Genomic DNA, 20,500 nt, shown 5'->3' on the forward strand with positions numbered 1-20,500 from the left:
AGGCAGACGGATGGAATGAACGCTCAGGATCGCTCCACCGCCGGCACGGTAACCGCACGCGAGGTCTTTGGCCTCGCGTTTCCCGCGCTTGGCGTACTTGCGGCCATGCCGCTCTACCTCTTGCTGGATACCGCGGTAGTCGGACGCCTTGGCGCCCAAGAGCTCGCCTCGCTGGCTGCAGCCACCACAATTCACTCCGTGGTGACGACGCAGTTGACTTTCTTGTCCTACGGCACGACCGCTCGCTCTGCCCGTCTCTTTGGCTCCGGAAAGCGCGAAGCTGCGGTTGCTGAAGGCGTGCAAGCCACCTATGTGGCCCTAGGTGTAGGCGCGCTGCTCGCCGTGATCATGTGGATTTTCGGCGGCGTATTTGCCCGCGCCTTAACCGGGGATCCCACCACGGCCGCCGGTACGGCCTTGTGGCTGCGCATCGCAGCTCTGGCTATTCCCGTTACTTTGGTGGAGATGGCCGGAAACGGCTGGATGCGCGGTGTCCAAGATACGAAGAAGCCACTGTACTTCACTTTGTCTGGCATGATTCCCGGCGCTATTGCGGTGCCCATCTTCGTCCATTTCTGGGGGCTGGCAGGCTCAGCAATTGCCACGGTTTTGGGCATGAGCATTATTGCTGCGCTATTTGTCCGCGAATTGCATAAGGAACACACTGGCTCCTGGCAATTTCAGTGGCATGTGGTACGCGAACAACTCATCTTAGGCCGCGATCTTATTTTGCGTTCGGCTAGCTTCCAGGTGGCCTTTCTTACTGCCACGGCTGTGGTTTCCCGCGTTAGTACCGCCTCTTTGGCCGGTCACCAGATCATGATGCAGCTGTGGAACTTCATGTCCCTCATCTTGGATTCGTTGGCCATTGCCGCGCAATCGTTGACTGGTGCGGCCCTTGGTGCTGGCTCTGCGCGGCACGCACGCAGTGTGGGCAGCAAGGTGGCGTTGTACTCTACGATTTTCTCTGGCCTCTTGGCTGCCGTATTCGCTGCTGGTGCAGGGATTATTCCGCGCATTTTTACCTCCGCTCCGGAAGTGCTCGATGCCATCTCTAAGCCGTGGTGGATCCTGGTAGCCATGGTTATCGGCGGTGGCGTGGTCTTCGCCTTCGATGGTGTCTTGCTGGGTGCCGGCGATGCTGCCTTCCTGCGCACGCTGACCATATCTTCGGTCCTGGTGGGATTTTTGCCGGGCGTAATCTTGGCACACTTCATGGGCACAGGCTTAACCGGCGTGTGGTGTGGTCTCGCGGCCTTCATTGCTTTCCGCATGGTGGGTGTGGTCTACCGGTTCCGATCGATGAAATGGGCCGTAGTACAGGAGCGCTAGCTGCGCTAAAGTGGGCGTGTTGATACTCTCGCGCGGTGTGCGGCTCCGTGCAGCGCGCAGATTCTAGGAAGGCAGGTGAGAAACCTATGCCAACAGTGTGGGCGGTTTCTGACCTGCATGGAGCGGTCAGTGCCAATAGGGAGCGCATTGATCAGCTTACTCCGCCCGATCCCGCGGATTGGCTCATCGTGGCCGGGGACGTTGCAGAGCGTACTGAACTCATTATTCGTATTTTGCGCCAGCTTAATGATCGCTATGCCACGGTCATCTGGGTGCCGGGCAACCATGAGTTATTCTCCCGTTCCCAGGACCGGTATCAAGGCCGAGAAAAGTATGCGCACTTAGTGGAAAGGTGCAGGGAGATTGGAGTTATTACTCCCGAAGACCCGTATCCGGTATTTCACGGAACTACCATTGTTCCGCTCTTTACTCTGTATGATTACAGTTTCCGTCCGCATGGCCTTAGCGTGGACGAAGCCATTGACGCGGCGCGCGCGAAACAACTCATTATGACCGATGAGTTCGCCATCGCCCCCTTCGTAGACGTGCGGGCGTGGTGTTGGGATAGGTTGGCCTATTCCATCAAGCGCCTTTCCCGAGTACATAGTCCTACCGTGTTGGTTAACCATTGGCCGCTGGTCCAAGAACCGACAATGCTATTGCGCTTTCCTGAAATTGCCTTGTGGTGCGGAACCCGGCATACGCGGTCGTGGCCGCGGCGCTACAACGCAGAGTCCGTCATCTATGGGCACCTGCATATGCCGTCTCGCATGAATGTGGACGGCGTTGACCACATCGAGACGTCATTGGGGTATCCACGCGAATGGCAGGGGCGCGACAGCACCCAGACGTGGCCCTATCCGGTACTGCGTTCTTTTGAAGGGGAGGAGGCACGATGATGTATCCAGAGTTATTTCCGGAAAGTGCGCGCTATTGCTATGTGCGCACGGATTCGGGTTACGCGGATTTGGCCAATTTTGAAGAACTCGCGGCCGAAGAAAAGTCTCTCGTTTCCCAGGCAGTTGATGTGCGCAAGGCCGAGTTCGGAGATGCTCGGTGGTGTGCGCACCGAGCCTTACAGGAATTAGGTGCCAGCCCGGCGACGCCGATTTTGCGCGGCGAGCGCGGCATGCCGCTGTGGCCCGAAGGTTTTGTAGGTTCGATGACGCATACCGAGGGCATGCGGGCTGCGGTCGTTGCCCCTACCTCGGCCTTAAAGTCCGTAGGCTTGGATGCAGAACCCGCCGAACCGTTGCCGGATCATGTCCTCACCATGATCGCCCGAGCAGGGGAGATGCCGCAGCTTTTGCGGCTTCGTAAGGCGGGGATTACCTGCCCGGACCGATTGCTTTTTTGTGCCAAGGAGGCCACGTATAAGTCGTGGTTTCCCATGACCTTTCGCTGGCTGGACTTTGACCAAGCAGAAATCGACCTGCGCGAAGATGGCACGCTTATTTCCTATATTTTGGCTAGGCCCACACCGGTGCCTTTTATCACCGGGCGCTGGGTAATTCGAGACGGCTACGTTATCGTCTCCACCTCGGTTCCGGCCTTAGACTTTAGCCATTAAAGGGTAGAGGGCCGTGCCACAAACACGGTGGCCAGGCGCTTGCCTTTTTCTTTAATGAGCGCCACGGCTTGGCCATTAGGGGCTACAGCAGCGTGGACGCCCTTGAGCCCGCGGGGCTCTAGCCATTTGCCCATGGCGAGGGCGGCGGCCTCCTCCTCTGTGACGGAAAGGACGGAGAAGCAGCGAGCCAAGGCCTCATCCAAGCTGAGGGACAGGCGAGGGGATTCGGCAAGGGCGTCGAGCGAGAGGGCGTCGGCAAGTGCAAAAGGGCCCACCTCAGTGCGACGCAAGGCGGTCAGGTGCCCGCCCACCTGCAGGGCCTCGCCCAGATCGCGGGCCAGGGAGCGAATATAGGTGCCGGAAGAACAATCCACCGTGACGTCTAGATCGATGTAGTCGCCCTCGCGGCGCTCTGCCAGAACGTCAAACTTATCTACCGTTACTGGGCGGGCGGGAATGTCTACCTCCTGGCCCTCCCGCACCAGCTCATGGGCGCGGCGGCCGTTAATTTTAATAGCGGAAACGGCCGCGGGCTTTTGCATAATATCGCCGGTGAGCTTGGCAATCTCTGCCTCGATTACGGCGCGGTCAATGGCCGCAGCGCTAGCGCCCCAGCAGCGTTCTCCTTCGGCGTCATCGGTTGTGGTGGCGGCGCCGAGGCGAATGGTGGCGTCATAGGACTTAGTGGAGGCAACCATGTGGGCCAAGAACTTGGTGCCACGCTCCATGCCTAGGACAAGCACGCCGGTGGCCATGGGGTCGAGGGTGCCGGCGTGGCCTACTTTCTTGGTGCGAAAGTACCTGCGTAGGCGGCCGACAACATCGTGGGAGGTCATGCCGGCGGGTTTGTCTACGATGACGAGTCCGGAGTTTGCGAGCGCATCAGTCATAGCCTCTAAGTCTATGCTCTACGATGGTCTGCGTGGATATTTGGTACGGAATCGATGACATCCCCGCGGAAGTGGGCCCAACGTCAGTAACCATCGGTGTCTTTGACGGCCTGCACCGCGGCCATCAGCAGCTCATCTCCGCCTGCGTGGAGCATGCGCGCGCTCATGGTGAGCGTCCTGTCATGGTGACCTTTGACCCGCACCCAGTGTCGGTATTTCTCCCGGAACGTGCGCCCTTGGCGGTGCTGAGCTTTGAACGCCGACTGGAATTGGCCGAAGAGATGGGCATTGCAGCCGTGCTTGTTATTGACTTCACCCGAGACCTTGCTGGGGTGGAGCCGCGACCCTACGTAGAGGATTTATTGGTAGGAAAGCTCGCAGCGCAGCACATCGTGGTGGGCGAGAACTTCACCTTTGGCGCCGGCGCGACCGGAACCGCCCAGGCTATGCAGGATTTTGGTGCGGAGTTCGGCTTTAGCGTCGAAATCGTCCCATTGCTGGATGATGAGGGCGTGCGCATTTGTTCCACCCACATTCGTGAGTGCCTTGCGCAGGGGGACATCGAATCCGCCAATTGGGCGCTTGGTCGCCATTTCACCGTGACCGGGCCTGTAGTGCGCGGTGCAGGACGTGGTGGCAAGGAGCTCGGATTCCCCACGGCCAATCAGTATTTCCCGGATACGGTCGCCATCCCGGCCGATGGTGTGTACGCGGGCTGGTTCATCGTCCACTCTGACTCCTCTATCGACGGGGATATGCGCCCTGGCGTGGCCTATGCGGCCGCGATTTCCGTAGGCACCAACCCCACCTTTGGCGACGAGGAGCGCTCTATCGAGTCCTTCGTGCTCGACCGTGACGCTGACCTGTATGGCTACGAGGCTACGGTGCACTTTGTAGGCCACCTCCGCGATATGGTGAAGTTCAATTCCGTAGACGAGCTGCTAGAAGCGATGGCCAATGACGTAACCAAGGCCCGCCAGGTGCTAGCCGCCGATGCTAAGGCGCAGGGCTGGACCGCGAAGGACTACTTCTTGCGGGAGAAATAAATGAAGGCGATTCTCGATCTTGATACCGGCATTGATGATGCCCTAGCGCTGGCGTATGCCATCGCCCATCCGGACCTGGACTTAATCGGCGTGACCTGCACGTACGGCAACGTGACCGTGCCCTTAGCCGTGCGCAATACACTGGCCCTTCTAGAACTACTGGGCCAAGACGATATTCCGGTCTTTGCCGGACCTAGCCCGGATGGTTTTCGGCCAAGCGAGATTTCTTCTTTTATCCACGGCCACAACGGCGTGGGGGAGGTCCTGCTTCCGCCGGCAACCACCCAGGCGCAGTCCCAACCTGCGGCCGATTTCCTCATCGAGGCCGTGCACGAGCACAGCGATGATGTAGTAATCATTCCGACCGGCCCGTCCACCACGATTGCTGCCGCCATGCAGCAGGACCCTCCCTTTGCCACGGCCGCACACCTGGTGATGATGGGCGGGGCTCTCACCGTTCCGGGCAACGTCACGCCGTGGTCTGAGGCCAATATCTCCCAGGATCCGGAAGCTACCGATTACCTGTTCCGCCACACAAGTGATACCACCTTGGTGGGCTTGGACGTCACCTTGCGCACGCTTTTGACCACGGCGGAGTCTGCGCGTTGGCGCGCTACCGGAACCCGCGCCGGCCGCATTTTTGCGGATATGGTGGACTATTACATTCGTGCTTACGCCACCACATCGCCGCACTTGGGCGGGTGCGGCCTGCACGATCCATTGGCCGTTGCGGTGGCGGCAGATGCCTCGCTTGTCGACGTCCTTTCTATAAACCTCAAGACTGACACCACCGGCCCTACCCGTGGGCGGACAATCGCGGATGAAAAGCGATTGGATGCGCCACCCACCGCCCGGGTAGCTGTGGGTGTGGATAGTGAGCGTTTTGTGCGAGAGTTTGTCGAACGCCTTGAGACGCTCTTCAGCGAGCTTTAAAAGCACAGCCTAGAAGCCATGTGGTTTTGATTTTGTCTGCCTGAGCGCTGTAAGGTGTTTGTTTGGCTTAGCGACTGCGGTTCACAGCAGTTGCGGCACGCACAAGTACTGCGCCAACGCAGGCTTATGCGTCACGATAATGTGGACTGAAATAAAGGAGAAATACTCATGGCATTGACCACTGAGAAGAAGGCCGAAATCCTCAAGGAGTACGGCCTGCACGAAACCGATACCGGTTCCCCTGAGGCACAGGTTGCCCTGCTGACCTCCCGCATCAATACTTTGACCGAGCACCTGAAGTTCCACAAGCACGATCACCACTCCCGTCGTGGTCTGCTGCTGATGGTTGGTCGCCGTCGTGGCCTGCTGAAGTACCTGGCTGAGAACAATGTCGATCGCTACCGTGATCTGATCTCTCGTCTGGGTCTGCGCCGTTAATTTCGGCCCAGCTTCGGCCACCTCGCCCCGCCCTTTGGCGGGGCTTTTGTGGTTTTTCTGTTAGAATTTGACACCGTTGTCATAGACAAAAATCGACCAGGCGGCATCGACGATCGCCTAAACCACTCAAGGAGACATTTTTTAATGAGCGTTCAGAACTCCGTCGAGTTCAATATTGACGAGGACTTTGGCATTACCGAGGCCATTGCCACGCTAGACAATGGTGACTTTGGCACCCGCACCCTGCGCTTTGAAACCGGCCAGCTGGCCCGGCAGGCAGACGGCTCCGTGACCACCTACTTGGACGATGACACCATGTTGCTGGCCACGACCACCGCGTCCAACCAGCCGCGCGAGGGATTCGACTTCTTCCCGCTGACTGTGGACGTAGAAGAACGTATGTACGCCGCCGGCAAGATTCCGGGCTCCTTCTTCCGCCGTGAGGGCCGCCCTTCTTCTGAGGCCATCCTGGCATGTCGCCTTATCGACCGCCCGCTGCGTCCAACCTTTGTCAAGGGCCTGCGCAACGAGGTCCAGGTCGTCGTTACCGTGATGTCCCAGGATCCGGAAGAGTACTACGACGTCGTTGCTATCAACGGCGCTTCCGCCGCCACCCAGCTGTCCGGCTTGCCCGTTTCCGGTGCAGTCGGCGGTGTCCGCATGGCACTGATCGCTGATGATAAGCACCCCGAGGGCCAGTGGGTGGCCTTCCCGAATCACGAGCAGCACGAGCGCGCTCTCTTTGAGATGGTCGTTGCCGGCCGCATTGTCAAAAAGGGCCGTAAGGACGACGTAGCCATCATGATGGTCGAGGCCGGTGCCGGCACCAACGTTGCTGAGCGCATTGCCGACGGCGCTCCTGCACCGCAGGAAGCAGCCGTCGCGGAAGGCTTGGAGGCAGCAAAGCCATTCATTAAGACCTTGTGCGAGGCCCAGAACGGTCTGGCGGAGCGTGCCGCCAAGGAAACCCAGGAGTTCCCGCTCTTCCCGGCATACGGCGATGATGTCTTCGTGGCAGTGGAAAAGGCTGCTACCAAGAAGCTAGAAAAGCTGCTGACCATTCCGGGCAAGCAGGAACGCGACGATGCCACCAATGAATACATGGAGCAGGTCGAAGAAAAGCTCTTGGACCAGTTCGAAGACTTGGAAGAGACCGACGCGTCTAAGCAGATCCGCGGCGCTTATAACGCTTTGATGAAGCAGATCGTGCGCCAGAAGATCCTTTCCGAGGGCTTCCGTATCGATGGCCGCGGCGTTACCGATATCCGCGACCTCTCCGTTGAGGTGGACCTGGTTCCGCGTGCTCACGGTTCCTCCCTGTTCGAGCGCGGTGAGACCCAGATTCTGGGTGTTACCACCCTGGACATGCTCAAGATGGAGCAGCAGATTGATTCCCTGACCCCGGTGGAATCCAAGCGTTACATGCACCACTACAACTTCCCGCCATTCTCCACTGGCGAGACTGGCCGCGTGGGCTCCCCGAAGCGCCGCGAGATCGGCCACGGTGCTTTGGCCGAGCGCGCTCTGCTTCCGGTCATCCCATCCCGTGAGGACTTCCCCTACGCCATCCGCCAGGTCTCTGAGGCCTTGGGATCCAATGGCTCCACCTCTATGGGCTCTGTGTGTGCTTCCACCTTGTCCCTCTACAATGCCGGTGTCCCGCTGAAGGCTCCGGTAGCTGGCATCGCTATGGGCTTGGTCTCTGGCGAGGTAAATGGCAAGGAAAAGTTCGTCGCCCTGACGGATATCCTCGGTGCCGAGGATGCCTTTGGCGATATGGACTTCAAGGTCGCCGGTACCTCTGAGTACATCACCGCCCTGCAGCTGGACACCAAGTTGGATGGCATCCCGTCTAAGGTCCTGGCCCAGGCCCTGGAGCAGGCTCGCGATGCCCGCTCTACCATCCTGGAAACCATGGCTGAGGTCATCGATACCCCAGATGAGATGTCTGGCCTTGCACCGAAGATCACCTCCGTGAAGATCCCGGTTAATAAGATCGGCGAGCTTATCGGGCCAAAGGGCAAGACCATCAACCAGATTACCGAGGAAACCGGCGCCGATGTCTCCATCGAGGATGACGGAACCGTCTACGTTTCCGCCGCTACCGGTGAGGCTGCGGATGCTGCCATCGATAAGGTGAACTCCATTGCAAACCCACAGCTGCCGAAGGTAGGAGAGCGCTTCCTGGGCACCGTGGTAAAGACCGTGCCGTTCGGCGCATTCGTTTCCTTGACCCCGGGTCGCGATGGCTTGATCCACATTTCTAACCTGGGTGGCGACGAGCGCATCGAGAAGGTAGAAGACGTCATCAACGTTGGCGATAAGGTTCAGGTAGAAATCGCGGATATTGATAATCGCGGCAAGATTTCCCTGGTTCCGGTTGAGGACTAATCCCTAAGCCCAAAGAAGGCTCTTCCTTCCAGCCCACTCGCTGGAAGGCAGAGCCTTTCTTCGTAGATGTGCACCATCTAGAGGCGCCGCTAAACCTTAGTTCTGGAAGTCAATGACCACGCGGGACGGGTTCTTTAGATACGTCACGGAGTAGGCAGTCTTCTTCTCTAGACCGATAATGAGCTGTGTTTGCGCCTCAAAGGTGGTGGTGTAGTTGACTGCACTGACCACCCCGGCACCAGGGGTAGTGCCTGGCTGCATGTACTTTGCTTTCAGCTCTGGGGTAGAAGGCCACGGAGTCCCCTCAATGCCTAGGTTGAGGAAAGTATTTCCTTGGACCTCAACCGGCTTGCCGGATGCCTGCTGGGCAGGGCTATCAGTATAGGAAGTAAACCACCCCGGTTCACCTTCGCCCTCCAAGTCAATGACGACGCGGGTGAACCCATCGTGCGCCCCCACTCGCACACCCGTGGGGATGAGGTTTCCGAGATTCTCTGGCATATGCTGTTGGTCCTCGAGAGAGGCCGTGCCCATACCGGCGAACGCCATTGGGGCAGAGTCTTGGGGGAGCTTCTGCTTTTCCGCATCCGCCGCTGAGGTACTGCGCGGCGCAGAAGTAGTAGCGGGCGTAGCGGAGGTGGTCTGTACTTCAGCAGTGTCGGTAGTTGACTCAACCTCACTAAAAGCCGGCGCGCCTGCCTGCGTGGTGTCTTCAGCGGAACAAGCGGCAAGTGCTAACGCGCATCCTGCGCTGATGGCCACGGCGATAGTGCGAGAGAAATTTGAGGGAGACATATTCATCACTTCCTTGGTGCTTACCGTGTTACAACGCCCATTCTACTGGGGAAGATGGGACGTACAGTAGGAAGTGATGCAATTGTTAATTTGTGTGAGAGGGGAGGGTGCGGCTACTTCTTGAGTTCCACCAGCTGAATAAGGTTGCCCACGGTGTCATCGAAAACAGCGATGATAGACAGTCCAACATCGGTGGGCTCCATGGTGAACTTCACGCCCTTGTCACTGAGCTCCTTATATTCAGTTTCCACATCGGCGGACAGGAACTGGGTGGCCGGAATGCCGTCGGCCTTGAGTGCTGCGGCGTAGTCTTTGGCGGCGGGATGGCCCTTCGGCTCCAGAAGCAGCTCGGTATTTCCCTCACCTTCAGCATTGGTAACGGTAAGCCACCGGAAATCGCCGTGAGTTACGTCATCCTTAACTCGGAAGCCAAGGGTATTGACGTAAAAATCGTGAGCGCGGGCAACGTCGTCTACAGGAACGGAAGCGATATATATCTACATGCTTGCCATCCTAGGGAGAATGAGGGGGCATCGTCGAAGGGGGCAAGTCCATTCCAAGGAAGGTGAAGAATTGTGCAACCTCCATGCGCGTTAGGATGGGGAGAAAAGTACTACCGATGTGGCTGAAGAAGGAGAACACACCATGGCTATCAAGGTTGGCGTGCTAGGCGCCCACGGGCGCGTAGGTCAGGCAATCGTTGAAGGTGTCAACGCGGAAGATGACCTAGAGCTGGTGGCAGAAATCGGTCGCGATGATGATTTGCGGCAGCTTATCGACGCCCACGCAGAGGTCATCGTGGACTTTACCCAGCCAGATTCCGTAATGGGAAACCTTGAATTCTGCATCTCCCACGGAATCCACTGCGTGGTGGGAACCACCGGCTTTGATAAGGATCGCTTGGCTCAGGTAGAGGAGTGGACCAAGCAGGACGGTGCCGGCAATGTCCTCATTGCGCCGAACTTTGCCATTTCTGCAGTTCTCACCATGGTGCTAGCTAAGCAGGCTGCCAAGTTCTTCGAAACGGCAGAGGTAATTGAGTTCCACCACCCAACCAAGTTGGATGCGCCGTCCGGTACTGCGATCCATACCGCTGAGGGAATTGCCGCCGCCCGCAAGGAGGCTGGTCTGGGTGACATGCCGGATGCTACGGAAAAGCAGCTCGATGGTGCTCGCGGCGCCACTGTCGATGGCATTCCGGTACACGCGGTTCGCACCCGTGGCATGGTGGCACACGAGGAGGTCATCTTTGGTGCTCAAGGTCAGTCGCTGACCATCCGCCAGGATTCTTATGACCGCGCGTCCTTCACGCCGGGTGTACTGGTGGGTGTGCGCCAAATTGCGGATCACCCGGGCCTAGTCGTAGGCCTCGATAAGTACCTGGGGCTTTAAGCCATGGCTAAAGCAAGTGAGCTAGACATTCAGCTCATTGCCGCAACGCAGTTCCACGCCCCGCAGGGCGTGGAGTGGCACGCGGATGACTCGGCCTCTGATGGGGAAGCACTCGTCGAGTTTGCCGGACGGGCTTGCTACGAGTCCTTTGATAAGCCAAATCCTCGCACGGCAACTAATGAAGCCTACCTGCACCACATCATGGAGGTAGGCCATACTGCGTTGCTCGAGCATGCCACAGCCACGATGTACATCACAGGGCTGTCGCGTTCGGCGAGCCATGAGCTCGTGCGCCACCGGCACTTTTCCTTCTCGCAGCTCTCCCAGCGCTTCGTCCACCCGGAGGAGACCGAGGTGGTCCTGCCTAAATTGGTGGCTGAGGACGAGCAACTTAGCCGATTGGTAATGCAAGCGGTAGATGAGACTCGCTTTGTCTACGATGAACTGCTTAGCGCACTAGAGGAGAAGCTGGATGAACCCAACGCGCTCCTCCGCAAGAAGCAGGCCCGCCAGGCGGCGCGTGCCGTTCTTCCCAACGCCACAGAAACGCGCATTGTTGTCACCGGCAACTATCGGGCGTGGCGTCACTTTATTGGTGCTCGTGCCGCCGAGCAGGCCGATGAGGAGCTCCGCCACGTTGCGGTGGAGTGCCTGAAACTGCTGCAAAGCAAGGCCCCAGTGCTGTTTGATGATTTCAACATCACCACTCTGGCTGATGGAACCCAGATGGCGGCAAGCCCCTACGCCTAACACGCGCGTGACCCCGATGCGGCTAATTGCAAGCCAAAAGGGTAATCTTGACGGCTATGAGCACAGGTATGACAGCAAAGACTGGCGTCGACACCTTTGGACGCATCGGCGTCGCCATGGTCACCCCGTTTGACCGTGACGGTGCGCTGGACGTTGCAGCAGGTCGTCGCCTAGCAGCTCATCTCGTTGACAATGGCGTTGATTCGCTCATCCTAGGTGGAACTACCGGCGAATCACCGACCACTTCAGTTGAAGAGAAGCTGGAGCTGCTCAAAGCCGTAAAGGAAGAAGTAGGAGATCGCGCAAAGCTTTGCGCCGGTGCCGGAACGAATGACACCGCAACCTCCATTAAGTTGGCTCAGGCCACCGCTGACGCGGGGGCAGACAGCTTGCTGGTGGTAACTCCGTACTACTCCAAGCCATCTCAAAAGGGCGTTTACGAGCACTTTGCCGCAGTCGCGCAAGCCACGGATCTGCCGATCTGTGTCTATGACATCCCTGGCCGCTCGGGCATCCCAGTGGCGCCGGATACCCTCCGCCGCCTTGCGGATTTGCCGACCATCCAAGCCGTAAAGGACGCCAAGGGCGACCTTCCTGCGGCCGCAGAACTCATCCAAGAAACCGGTTTGGCCTGGTATTCCGGTGATGATCCGATTAACCTGCCGTGGCTTTCCCTCGGCGCTTCCGGTTTCATCTCCGTCATCGGCCATGTTGCACCGCGTGCCTTGGTAGAACTTTATGAAGCTTTCGACGCGGGCGATATGGCCCGCGCCCGAGAAATCAATGTCACTACGCTCCTTCCGCTAACCCATGCGCAAGCTCGGTTGGGCGGAGCGACGTTTGCAAAGGAAGCCCTGCGCCTGCAGGGCATCGAAGTTGGCGATACCCGTCTTCCTGTCACCGCTGCGAGCGAGGAGGAACGCGAGGTACTTCGCCGTGATCTGGAACAATCTGGAGTCCTCTAAGAATGAATGAACCCCGTAACCGTTCCCGCAAGGTGACCCGCAAGGCGGGCCCACCGGCGGAAAACGAAACCGCCTCCAACGAGGCGGCTTCGCCAGTTTTCCAAGCCCCAGCAACTGATGCGGGCAATTCCGCACAGGATAATACCGCGAAGGGCGACAAAGGCAATTCTGGCAAGAAGAATTCTTCCGACAACAACAATGATGGCGGCAGCAACAATCGTCGCTCCCGTTCCCGTGGCAGCCGCGGCCGTGGCCGTGGTGGAAACGGCAACGGCAATGGCAATAACCACGGTGGAAACAATAACCACGGCGGCAAGAACGGCAACGGCAACGGAAAGAACGGCAACGGTAAAGGCCGCGGCCGCAATAACCGTGGCCGCCGCAACGTGCCCAAGTCTATGCAGGGTGCGGATCTGACCAAGCGCCTGCCGGAGCCACCGAAGCAGCCGAAGGATGCCCTGCGTATTTACGCTCTGGGCGGTATTTCGGAGATCGGCCGTAATATGACCGTCTTCGAGTACGGTGATGACCTCATCATCATCGACTGTGGTGTGCTCTTCCCATCCTCTGGTGAGCCAGGCGTGGACCTCATCCTGCCTGACTTTGGCCCGATTGAGAAGAAGATCCACAAGGTCAAGGCCCTCGTCGTTACCCACGCGCACGAGGACCACATCGGTGCTATCCCGTGGCTGCTCAAGCTGCGTCCGGATATCCCCATCGTTGCTTCCCGCTTCACCATCGCGCTTATTGCTGCAAAGTGTAAGGAGCACCGCCAGAAGCCGAAGTTCGTCGAGGTTAATGAAAAGTCCGACGTAACCTACGGTCCGTTCCGCGTACGCTTCTGGGCAGTCAACCACTCCGTACCGGATGCTTTGGGCATCATGCTGGGCACCCCAGCTGGCAATATCATCCACACTGGTGACATCAAGCTGGACCAGACCCCGCTGGATAACCGTCCAACGGACCTCCCAGCCTTGTCCCGCTATGGCGATGAGGGCGTTGACCTCATGCTGTGTGACTCCACCAACGCGACGGTCCCAGGTGTATCGGCATCTGAGGGCGATATTCCTGCCAACTTCAAGCGCCTCGTTGCTGGCGCTAAGCAGCGCGTTATCTTGGCCTCCTTCGCCTCCAACGTCTACCGCGTCCAAGCCGCTATCGACGCTGCCGTGGCAAACGGCCGCAAGGTGGCCTTCAATGGCCGTTCGATGATGCGCAACATGGAAATCGCGGAGAAGATGGGCTTCTTGAAGGTTCCACGCGGTACCATCATCCCCATCGATGAGGCCGCCAAGATGGCTCCTCACAAGACCATGTTGATTACCACCGGTACGCAGGGTGAACCAATGGCCGCACTGTCGCGTATGGCTCGCCGTGAGCACCGCCAGATTACCGTCCGCGATGGCGATACCATCATCTTCTCCTCCTCGCTCATCCCAGGCAATGAGGAGGCCGTCTACGGCGTTATCAACATGTTGTCCCAGATCGGTGCCAACGTCATTACCAACCAGGACGTAAAGGTGCACGCTTCCGGTCACGGTTACGCTGGTGAGCTCCTCTTCCTGTACAACGCTGCGCGCCCGCGCAACGCTATGCCGGTGCACGGGGAGTGGCGCCACCTGCGCGCCAATAAGGAACTCGCTATCTCCACCGGTGTGGATCGTGACCGTACGGTGCTTGCGCAAAACGGCGTCGTCGTGGACCTGCGCAAGGGTCGCGCCGAGGTCGTAGGCCAGATGCAGGTGGGTAACCTGTACGTCGATGGCGTATCCATGGGCGATGTGGATGCCGATACCTTGGCTGATCGCACCAACCTGGGTACCGGCGGCGTGGTTTCTATCACCTGCGTGATTGATAACCGCACTTCGCGTCTGCTGGAGCACCCAACGGTATCTACCACAGGCTTCTCCGATGATGACCGCGGCATCGTGCCGGAGGTTGCGGAGATGGTGGAAAACACCATGAACGATCTCGCCGCTGAAGGCGAGAACGATACCTACCGCATGGTGCAGAAGCTGCGCCGTAAGGTATCCAAGCTCATGGATTCCAAGTACAAGCGCGAGCCGGTTATCCTTCCGACCATCGTGCCGACCAACTCCGGCCCTTTGGTGACCGATGAAGAAGACGTTGATGCTTCCCGTGAGTCCCTGTAAGTAATACGGGTTCCTCGCGCTAAGTAAGACACAGCCCCAGCGTGCCAGTTAGCTCGGTATGCTGGGGCTTATGTCGTTTTCTTCTGCTGAGCGCGCCAAGATGGTTGCGCTATTTCATAAGCTTGGTCCCGATGCACCTACCTTGTGCGAGGGCTGGACAACCCGCGACCTAGCCGTGCATTTATGGGTGAGGGAAAACCGCCCCGATGCCGCCGCCGGCATCTTCGTCAACGCACTGTCCGGCCGTCTGGAAAAGGAATCACGCAAGGTGGCCGAACGCGACTTTGATGAGTTAGTTGATGACTGGGGGAGGGGACCTGCTTCCTATAACCCCGTCCGGTTCGTGGATGCACAGCAAAACTTTGTGGAGCACTTTGTTCACCACGAGGATATTCGCCGGGCTAATGGCATGGGCCCACGCGACTTTTCGGCACACATCAAGCAGCAGATGCATAGCTACCTAAAGCTCTTGGCTAAGGTGGCCCTGCGCAAATCTGAACGTCCGGTGATTCTGCAGCCGGAAGGATTGCCGCGAATCGTTGCCGCAGATACGCATGGCGTGGCGGATAAGGGCGATGCCGTGGTTCGCGTTTCAGGCGAGGTAGGCGAGCTCATCCTCTGGTCCTTCGGGCGTGATGCTGCTGAAGTCAAGATTGAAGGTGAGGCCGAAGCCATCGTAAAGTCAATTCTCTAAACTTGATTTAATCGCAGTTTCTAAGCTTTGGGGTGCGTGGGAAGCGTTCGCCGTGAGATTATGGGTCCAGGTATTAGGGAAACGCGTGTGGCTAATGTGATTTATGGGGTGGCGCGGTTAAGGTAGAGGCATGTCTGTCAAAAATGCCTCTTCGCGCGGAACGCGCCGAAAGTCGAATCGTTCACGGCCGTCGGGCCGCAGCCGGTCCGGTGCTGGCATGCCGGAAAACCTGGCTATGACGTCTTCGCATCGGCGCGCGGCGGCGACCTCGCAGGAGCGTACGGGCAGTGCGTTCCGGGCCGTCGGCAAGGGCTTAGGCGTTGCCTTTGGTGCCACGGCCCGCAGCATGGGAAATATGGCGCGGGGCGTAAGCCATGGCGTGGCGGGGCTCAAGCCCAGCGAAGACGTATATGACACCGAGGAGTACGAGACGACGAGGGAGCCGGAAGAAATTTCTGCACGCGGGGAGAAAAAGAAGAAGAGCAAGGTTACTCGGGCGCGCGATGTAGCCGCGGAAGAAGAACTTTCTACCATGGAAGTAAGCGAGGAAGAATCACGCGGTATTCAGGTGAAAAATCCTGATGCGGTGGCGCTCGTTTTAATCGGCATCGCCATCGTGCTTGCGGCTACCGTCTGGTTTGGCGTTGCCGGCCAGGTAGGCGCCTGGGTGGGCAATATCGTCCGCTACGTCATTGGTGCAGGTGCCTGGGTGCTGCCGGTGGCATTGGTGGCCTTGGCCATCTCCTTGATGATGGATATCTCCGGCCCAGCGGGGCACTTTAAGCCGCGCATTGTGGGCGGCATCAGCATCATCGTCCTTGCCATGCTCAGCTTGATCCACATCTTTGCTGGCACCCCTGAGCTTGGCTTTACCCCGGACAGCGCCGGTGGTGCTGGCGGTGTAATCGGCTACGCCATCGGCGGCCTTCTGGAGACGGCCTTTACCTCTTTCGTCGCAGTGCCGTTGCTTTTCCTCGTCATTATTTACGGCGCCTTGTTAGTCACCGGCATTACTATCCGCGAGGCCTATGAGTTGGTGGCTGATGCCATTGCTGCGGCCTTCTCCCGCTTTGGTGGTACGGATGAAGACTATTACGACGAAGAGGGCGATGACCTCTACGGCCACGTGACTGGCGATATTGATGACATCGCGGAAGGCCGTGAGCGCAGCGCGCGCCCAGCACGACCTGTGGCCAAGCGTCGTTCCTCTGAGCGTGGTGGAAGCCTGCGCGCTTTCCGACGCCCCACTGAAGACCCCGCCCCGCGTGGTTCTTCTTACCCGGTGGATTCCCCTGCTACAGCAGAGGAGGAACAGGCCACCCGCGCCTTTAGTGCACCGACGCGAGGCGGGTTCCAGTCCGTGTCTAACGCCGCTGAAAAGCCTGTCTCCCGCGATATTGGGGATACCGATGAGATCCCGGTGGTAGACGACGCCGCTGCGTCGTCGCCGGCACAACCGGACTCCGGGGATCCGGAACCAACTCGAGTGCCGGGCACTACTCGTCAACGTTCCACTTCTCCTTCTACTCGATCGGCTACGGCAGCGGGTGCTGATGCTGGCACCGCCGCTGGTAGCGCAATTGGCTCGGCCGCTGGTGCGGCTGCGGGTGCTGCGGGAGCAGCAAGTGGCGCAGCAAAGACTGCTGCTGCGGGTGCTGCCGGTGCCGCTGGCGCTGCAGCGGCCGGTGTAGCTGCAGGCGCTGCTGGATCTGCGGTGGAAGGAGGTGCTGATGCAGTCTCGTCCGCGCACGAGAAGGCCCGCCAACTCTTCCGCGAGCGCTCCGGACGCGACGCTACGACCGGTGCACAGGTGGACTCCACCGAGCCTGCGGCCGAGGCCGCAGGGGAAACGGGTACTTCTGCTGCTCCTGCGCCGTCCGCGCAGTTTGGCAATGAGAACTACGCGGTTCCCACCACAGACCTGCTGACCCCGGGCACTCCGGCCAAGGAGCGCACGGAGATTAATGACCGCATCATCGAGGCCATCACCGATGTCTTCGAAGAGTTCAAGGTCGATGCCCAGGTAACCGGCTTTAGCCGTGGGCCAACAGTGACCCGTTATGAAATCGAGCTGGGACCAGGCGTCAAGGTATCGAAGATTACGAACCTGCAGTCCAATCTGGCCTACGCCGTGGCCACAGACAATCTACGCTTGCTCACGCCTATCCCCGGCAAGTCGGCCGTCGGCATTGAGGTTCCGAACCCAGACCGCGAGATGGTGCACCTGCGCGAGGTGCTTGATGCGCCAAGCATGACCAGCTCGCCGGATCCCATGCTCATCGGTTTGGGCAAGGACATCGAAGGCGAATACACCTCGTTCTCGGTTCAAAAGATGCCGCACTTGCTGGTCGCCGGTGCTACCGGTTCCGGTAAGTCCGCTTTCGTCAACTCCATGTTGGTCTCGCTGCTAACCCGAGCCACCCCTGAGCAGGTTCGCCTCATCCTGGTGGACCCGAAGATGGTGGAACTTACCCCGTACGAGGGCATTCCGCACTTGATCACGCCCATCATCACCCAGCCGAAGAAGGCCGCAGCAGCCCTGCAGTGGCTGGTGGAGGAGATGGAGCAGCGCTACATGGATATGAAGGCTGCTCGCGTGCGCAAGATTGAGGACTATAACCGCAAGGTGGTCTCCGGCGAATACCAGGCACCGGCAGGCTCCGAGCGCGAGGTACGCCCGTACCCGTACATCGTCTGTGTCGTCGACGAGCTGGCGGACCTGATGATGACTGCGCCAAAGGAGATTGAGGACTCCATCGTCCGCATCACCCAAAAGGCGCGTGCCGCCGGAATTCACCTGGTGCTGGCAACCCAGCGCCCGTCCGTTGACGTGGTGACCGGTCTGATTAAGACCAACGTGCCTTCACGCTTGGCCTTCGCGACGTCCTCACTGACGGACTCTCGCGTTATCTTGGACCAGGGCGGCGCGGAAAAGCTCATTGGCATGGGCGATGGCCTCTTCATTCCGCAGGGCAAGCGTCCTGTGCGTATGCAGGGCGCATTCGTCTCGGATGATGAAGTCATGGCGGTTGTCGATGCCGCCAAGTCGCAGGCAGCGCCGAACTATACCGAGGGCGTGACTGAAGAGAAGCAATCCGAGGCCAAGCAGGAAATCGATGAGGAAATTGGCAAGGACATGGACGACCTCCTCGAGGCCGTCGAGCTGGTGGTCACCGCCCAGTTGGGCTCGACCTCGATGTTGCAGCGTAAGCTGCGCATCGGTTTTGCCAAGGCCGGCCGCCTCATGGACCTGATGGAATCTCGTGGCGTCGTCGGACCGTCCGAGGGCTCCAAGGCCCGCGAGGTCCTAGTGAAGCCGGAAGAGCTCGATACCATCATCTGGATGATTAAGGGCGCCGATCCTGCCGAAGCCCCGAAGGAGATTCAGGAGGAGATGCAGCAGCAGGAGCAGGAGGAAGCTGCCGCTACTTCCGATGCCGACTCTTCTCCAAGCTCCGATTCTTCCCCGCAGGGCGATGACGGCGATACCCGTACCGTTCAGGCGACGTATAACCCTTCGGCAGGTGCCTTCTAAGATCGTGTAAGGTTGGACGGGTCTTGGAGGGGAGTACCCCATCCTTCGGCATCGATCGTCAGCACGGTAGCATTACGCTCCCGGTCGTGCCGGCCCAGCGGAATTTAGTTCGCCGGGCGGGGGAGACCTCCGGTCAATTTGTTGTATCTTCGACCGGAGGGATGTACCAATGCACGTGCCATTGTGGATCTGGGCGATTTCCATCGTCGTCATTCTTGGATTCTTTGTTTTTGATTTCTACTCCCACGTGCGCACCCCGCACGAGCCGACGCTGAAGGAATCCGGGTTCTGGACCCTATTCTACGTCGGTATCGCTTTACTTTTTGGTGCCGGCGTGTGGGCCGTTTGGGATCACGAGCACGGCATTCAATACCTCACGGGTTACGTGACAGAGAAGGCGCTCTCCGTAGATAACCTCTTTGTTTTCGCGCTTATCATGGGCGCCTTTAAGATCCCGCGGAAGTACCAGCAAAAGGTCTTGCTCATCGGTATCGTCATCGCTTTGGCATGCCGCCTAGTGTTTATCCTTTTGGGTGCTGCGGTCATCGCGGCGTGGTCCGATATCTTCTACCTGTTCGCGATATTCCTTATCTACACAGCGATCAAGCTCATCGTCGATGAGATTCGGGACGCCCCCGAAACCGATCCCAATGACATGGGCATCATCAAGCTGATCCGCAAGGTAGTCCACGTCACCCCGCGCTACCACGGCGATAAGCTCACGCACCGCGTAGAAGATTCTTCGGGCAAGCGTAAATTCGCGTTCACCCCGCTATTCATCGCGTTGGTGTCCATTGGTCTTATCGACGTGATGTTTGCCTTTGACTCCATCCCAGCCATCTACGGCATTACCTCAGAAGCGTTCCTGGTCTTTACCACCAATGCCTTCTCCCTCATGGGCTTGCGCCAGATGTACTTCCTGCTGGATGGCCTCCTGGATCGTTTGGTGTACCTGCCTTATGGTTTGGGCATCATCTTGGGCTTCATCGGTGTAAAACTCATGTTCCATGCGCTGCATGAGAATAACTTGCCGTTTGTAAACGGCGGCGAGAACGTGGAGTCTATCCCAGAATTTTCCACCATCACCTCACTTATCGTGATCGTGGGCGTCCTGGTTATTACGGTTATCGCCTCGATTATTAAAAGTAAACGCGATGAGAACCAAGGCGGAGTGCCGGTATCGCACAATCACTTCGACTGGGACGAGGAAGGCAATAAGATCGTCCGGAACAAGAGGGGCGAATTCTTGGGCAAGGCCAAAGACCTGCCCAAGGAAGAGCTACCACACTAGAAGCGGGCGTTTACGGGACTCCATTCGCGGAAGCTGCGGCCAGTGATGCAGCCGGCTTGGTAGAAGGGGTCTTTGTCCATGAGAGCGATGGCGTCGGCGACCACGGCGTCGTCGGCAAGCCCCACGATGATGAGTGCGCCGCCCTTGGAATCCGTCAAAGGTCCGGTGGCAATGATGGTGCCCTCCTCAAAAAGTTGCGCGGTAAACTCGCGGTGCGCGGAGCGGGCCTTAGCAATCTCAGGATTATTGGGGTTGTAGTCGTAGCTAACAGCAAAATACTTCATGCTTCGCATTTTAAAATGCAGGGGCATCCAAGCGCAGGTGC

18 protein-coding genes are annotated in these 20,500 nt (G+C 58.6%); 14 read left to right on the top strand and 4 right to left on the bottom strand.

All coding sequences use genetic code 11. The features are described from left to right. Nucleotides 1–15 precede the first annotated feature (15 nt). The 3 genes from MHY22_RS00595 to MHY22_RS00605 all read left to right on the top strand — a co-directional run bounded on the left by MHY22_RS00595 (nt 16) and on the right by MHY22_RS00605 (nt 2,902). Nucleotides 16–1,332, top strand: a complete 1,317-nt coding sequence (locus MHY22_RS00595; protein WP_239277491.1) for an MATE family efflux transporter — start codon at nt 16–18, stop codon at nt 1,330–1,332. Between the two features lie 86 nt (nt 1,333–1,418). Further along, nucleotides 1,419–2,231, top strand: coding sequence for a metallophosphoesterase (locus MHY22_RS00600; RefSeq protein WP_239277492.1), 813 nt, complete (start codon nt 1,419–1,421; stop codon nt 2,229–2,231). After that, complete coding sequence (locus MHY22_RS00605; RefSeq protein ID WP_239277493.1) at nt 2,228–2,902, top strand: 4'-phosphopantetheinyl transferase; 675 nt, start codon at nt 2,228–2,230, stop codon at nt 2,900–2,902. The genes MHY22_RS00600 and MHY22_RS00605 overlap by 4 nt, the downstream gene beginning before the upstream one ends. Here the strand turns inward: MHY22_RS00605 and truB are convergent. Further along, the gene (gene truB, locus MHY22_RS00610) at nt 2,899–3,792 is read right to left on the bottom strand and encodes a tRNA pseudouridine(55) synthase TruB (protein WP_239277495.1); all 894 of its coding nucleotides are present in this window, start codon (nt 3,790–3,792) and stop codon (nt 2,899–2,901) included. The genes MHY22_RS00605 and truB overlap by 4 nt on opposite strands. A gap of 23 nt (nt 3,793–3,815) precedes the next feature. Between truB and MHY22_RS00615 the strand changes: the two genes are divergently transcribed. The 4 genes from MHY22_RS00615 (at nt 3,816) to MHY22_RS00630 (ending at nt 8,600) form a co-directional block, all read left to right on the top strand. Further along, nucleotides 3,816–4,838, top strand: coding sequence for a bifunctional riboflavin kinase/FAD synthetase (locus MHY22_RS00615; RefSeq protein ID WP_239277498.1), 1,023 nt, complete (start codon nt 3,816–3,818; stop codon nt 4,836–4,838). Then, entirely contained in the window at nt 4,839–5,771 is a 933-nt protein-coding gene (locus tag MHY22_RS00620; protein ID WP_239277500.1) for a nucleoside hydrolase, read from the top strand. Between the two features lie 168 nt (nt 5,772–5,939). Next, entirely contained in the window at nt 5,940–6,209 is a 270-nt protein-coding gene (rpsO, locus tag MHY22_RS00625) for a 30S ribosomal protein S15 (protein ID WP_005278802.1), read from the top strand. Between the two features lie 144 nt (nt 6,210–6,353). Further along, complete coding sequence (locus tag MHY22_RS00630) at nt 6,354–8,600, top strand: polyribonucleotide nucleotidyltransferase (RefSeq protein WP_239277502.1); 2,247 nt, start codon at nt 6,354–6,356, stop codon at nt 8,598–8,600. A gap of 96 nt (nt 8,601–8,696) precedes the next feature. Here the strand turns inward: MHY22_RS00630 and MHY22_RS00635 are convergent, their stop codons facing one another. Further along, entirely contained in the window at nt 8,697–9,395 is a 699-nt protein-coding gene (locus MHY22_RS00635) for an AMIN domain-containing protein (protein WP_239277504.1), read from the bottom strand. A gap of 113 nt (nt 9,396–9,508) precedes the next feature. Next, nucleotides 9,509–9,892: a VOC family protein gene (locus MHY22_RS00640; RefSeq protein ID WP_239277750.1), complete on the bottom strand. Its 384-nt coding sequence runs from the start codon at nt 9,890–9,892 to the stop codon at nt 9,509–9,511. 148 nt (nt 9,893–10,040) lie between these two features. Here MHY22_RS00640 and dapB point away from each other — a divergent pair, with 148 nt between their 5' ends. The 7 genes from dapB (at nt 10,041) to MHY22_RS00675 (ending at nt 20,175) form a co-directional block, all read left to right on the top strand. Then, nucleotides 10,041–10,787, top strand: a complete 747-nt coding sequence (dapB, locus tag MHY22_RS00645; protein ID WP_239277506.1) for a 4-hydroxy-tetrahydrodipicolinate reductase — start codon at nt 10,041–10,043, stop codon at nt 10,785–10,787. A 3-nt stretch (nt 10,788–10,790) separates the two neighbouring features. Beyond that, on the top strand, nt 10,791–11,537 hold the full coding sequence (gene thyX / locus MHY22_RS00650) for an FAD-dependent thymidylate synthase (RefSeq protein ID WP_150851383.1): 747 nt from the start codon (nt 10,791–10,793) through the stop codon (nt 11,535–11,537). A gap of 56 nt (nt 11,538–11,593) precedes the next feature. Next, nucleotides 11,594–12,502 (top strand): 4-hydroxy-tetrahydrodipicolinate synthase, encoded by a 909-nt coding sequence (gene dapA / locus MHY22_RS00655; RefSeq protein WP_239228342.1) that lies wholly within the window; start codon nt 11,594–11,596, stop codon nt 12,500–12,502. A 2-nt stretch (nt 12,503–12,504) separates the two neighbouring features. Then, nucleotides 12,505–14,655 carry a ribonuclease J gene (locus MHY22_RS00660; protein WP_239277508.1) on the top strand — a complete coding sequence of 717 codons (2,151 nt, stop codon included), beginning with the start codon at nt 12,505–12,507 and terminating at the stop codon, nt 14,653–14,655. Nucleotides 14,656–14,713: 58 nt separating this feature from the next. Then, nucleotides 14,714–15,349: a TIGR03085 family metal-binding protein gene (locus MHY22_RS00665; RefSeq protein WP_200435526.1), complete on the top strand. Its 636-nt coding sequence runs from the start codon at nt 14,714–14,716 to the stop codon at nt 15,347–15,349. Between the two features lie 217 nt (nt 15,350–15,566). Continuing rightward, complete coding sequence (locus tag MHY22_RS00670) at nt 15,567–18,884, top strand: DNA translocase FtsK 4TM domain-containing protein (protein WP_370658821.1); 3,318 nt, start codon at nt 15,567–15,569, stop codon at nt 18,882–18,884. 169 nt (nt 18,885–19,053) lie between these two features. Next, nucleotides 19,054–20,175, top strand: coding sequence for a TerC family protein (locus MHY22_RS00675; protein ID WP_239277511.1), 1,122 nt, complete (start codon nt 19,054–19,056; stop codon nt 20,173–20,175). On the opposite strand, the gene MHY22_RS00680 is transcribed toward MHY22_RS00675, so the two are convergent. Continuing rightward, on the bottom strand, nt 20,172–20,459 hold the full coding sequence (locus tag MHY22_RS00680) for a YciI family protein (protein ID WP_239277513.1): 288 nt from the start codon (nt 20,457–20,459) through the stop codon (nt 20,172–20,174). The two genes, MHY22_RS00675 and MHY22_RS00680, sit on opposite strands and share 4 nt — an antisense overlap. Nucleotides 20,460–20,500: the final 41 nt, after the last annotated feature.

The sequence above is a fragment of the Corynebacterium sp. ACRPO genome (assembly GCF_022347205.1).
In the GTDB taxonomy this organism is placed as follows: domain Bacteria; phylum Actinomycetota; class Actinomycetes; order Mycobacteriales; family Mycobacteriaceae; genus Corynebacterium.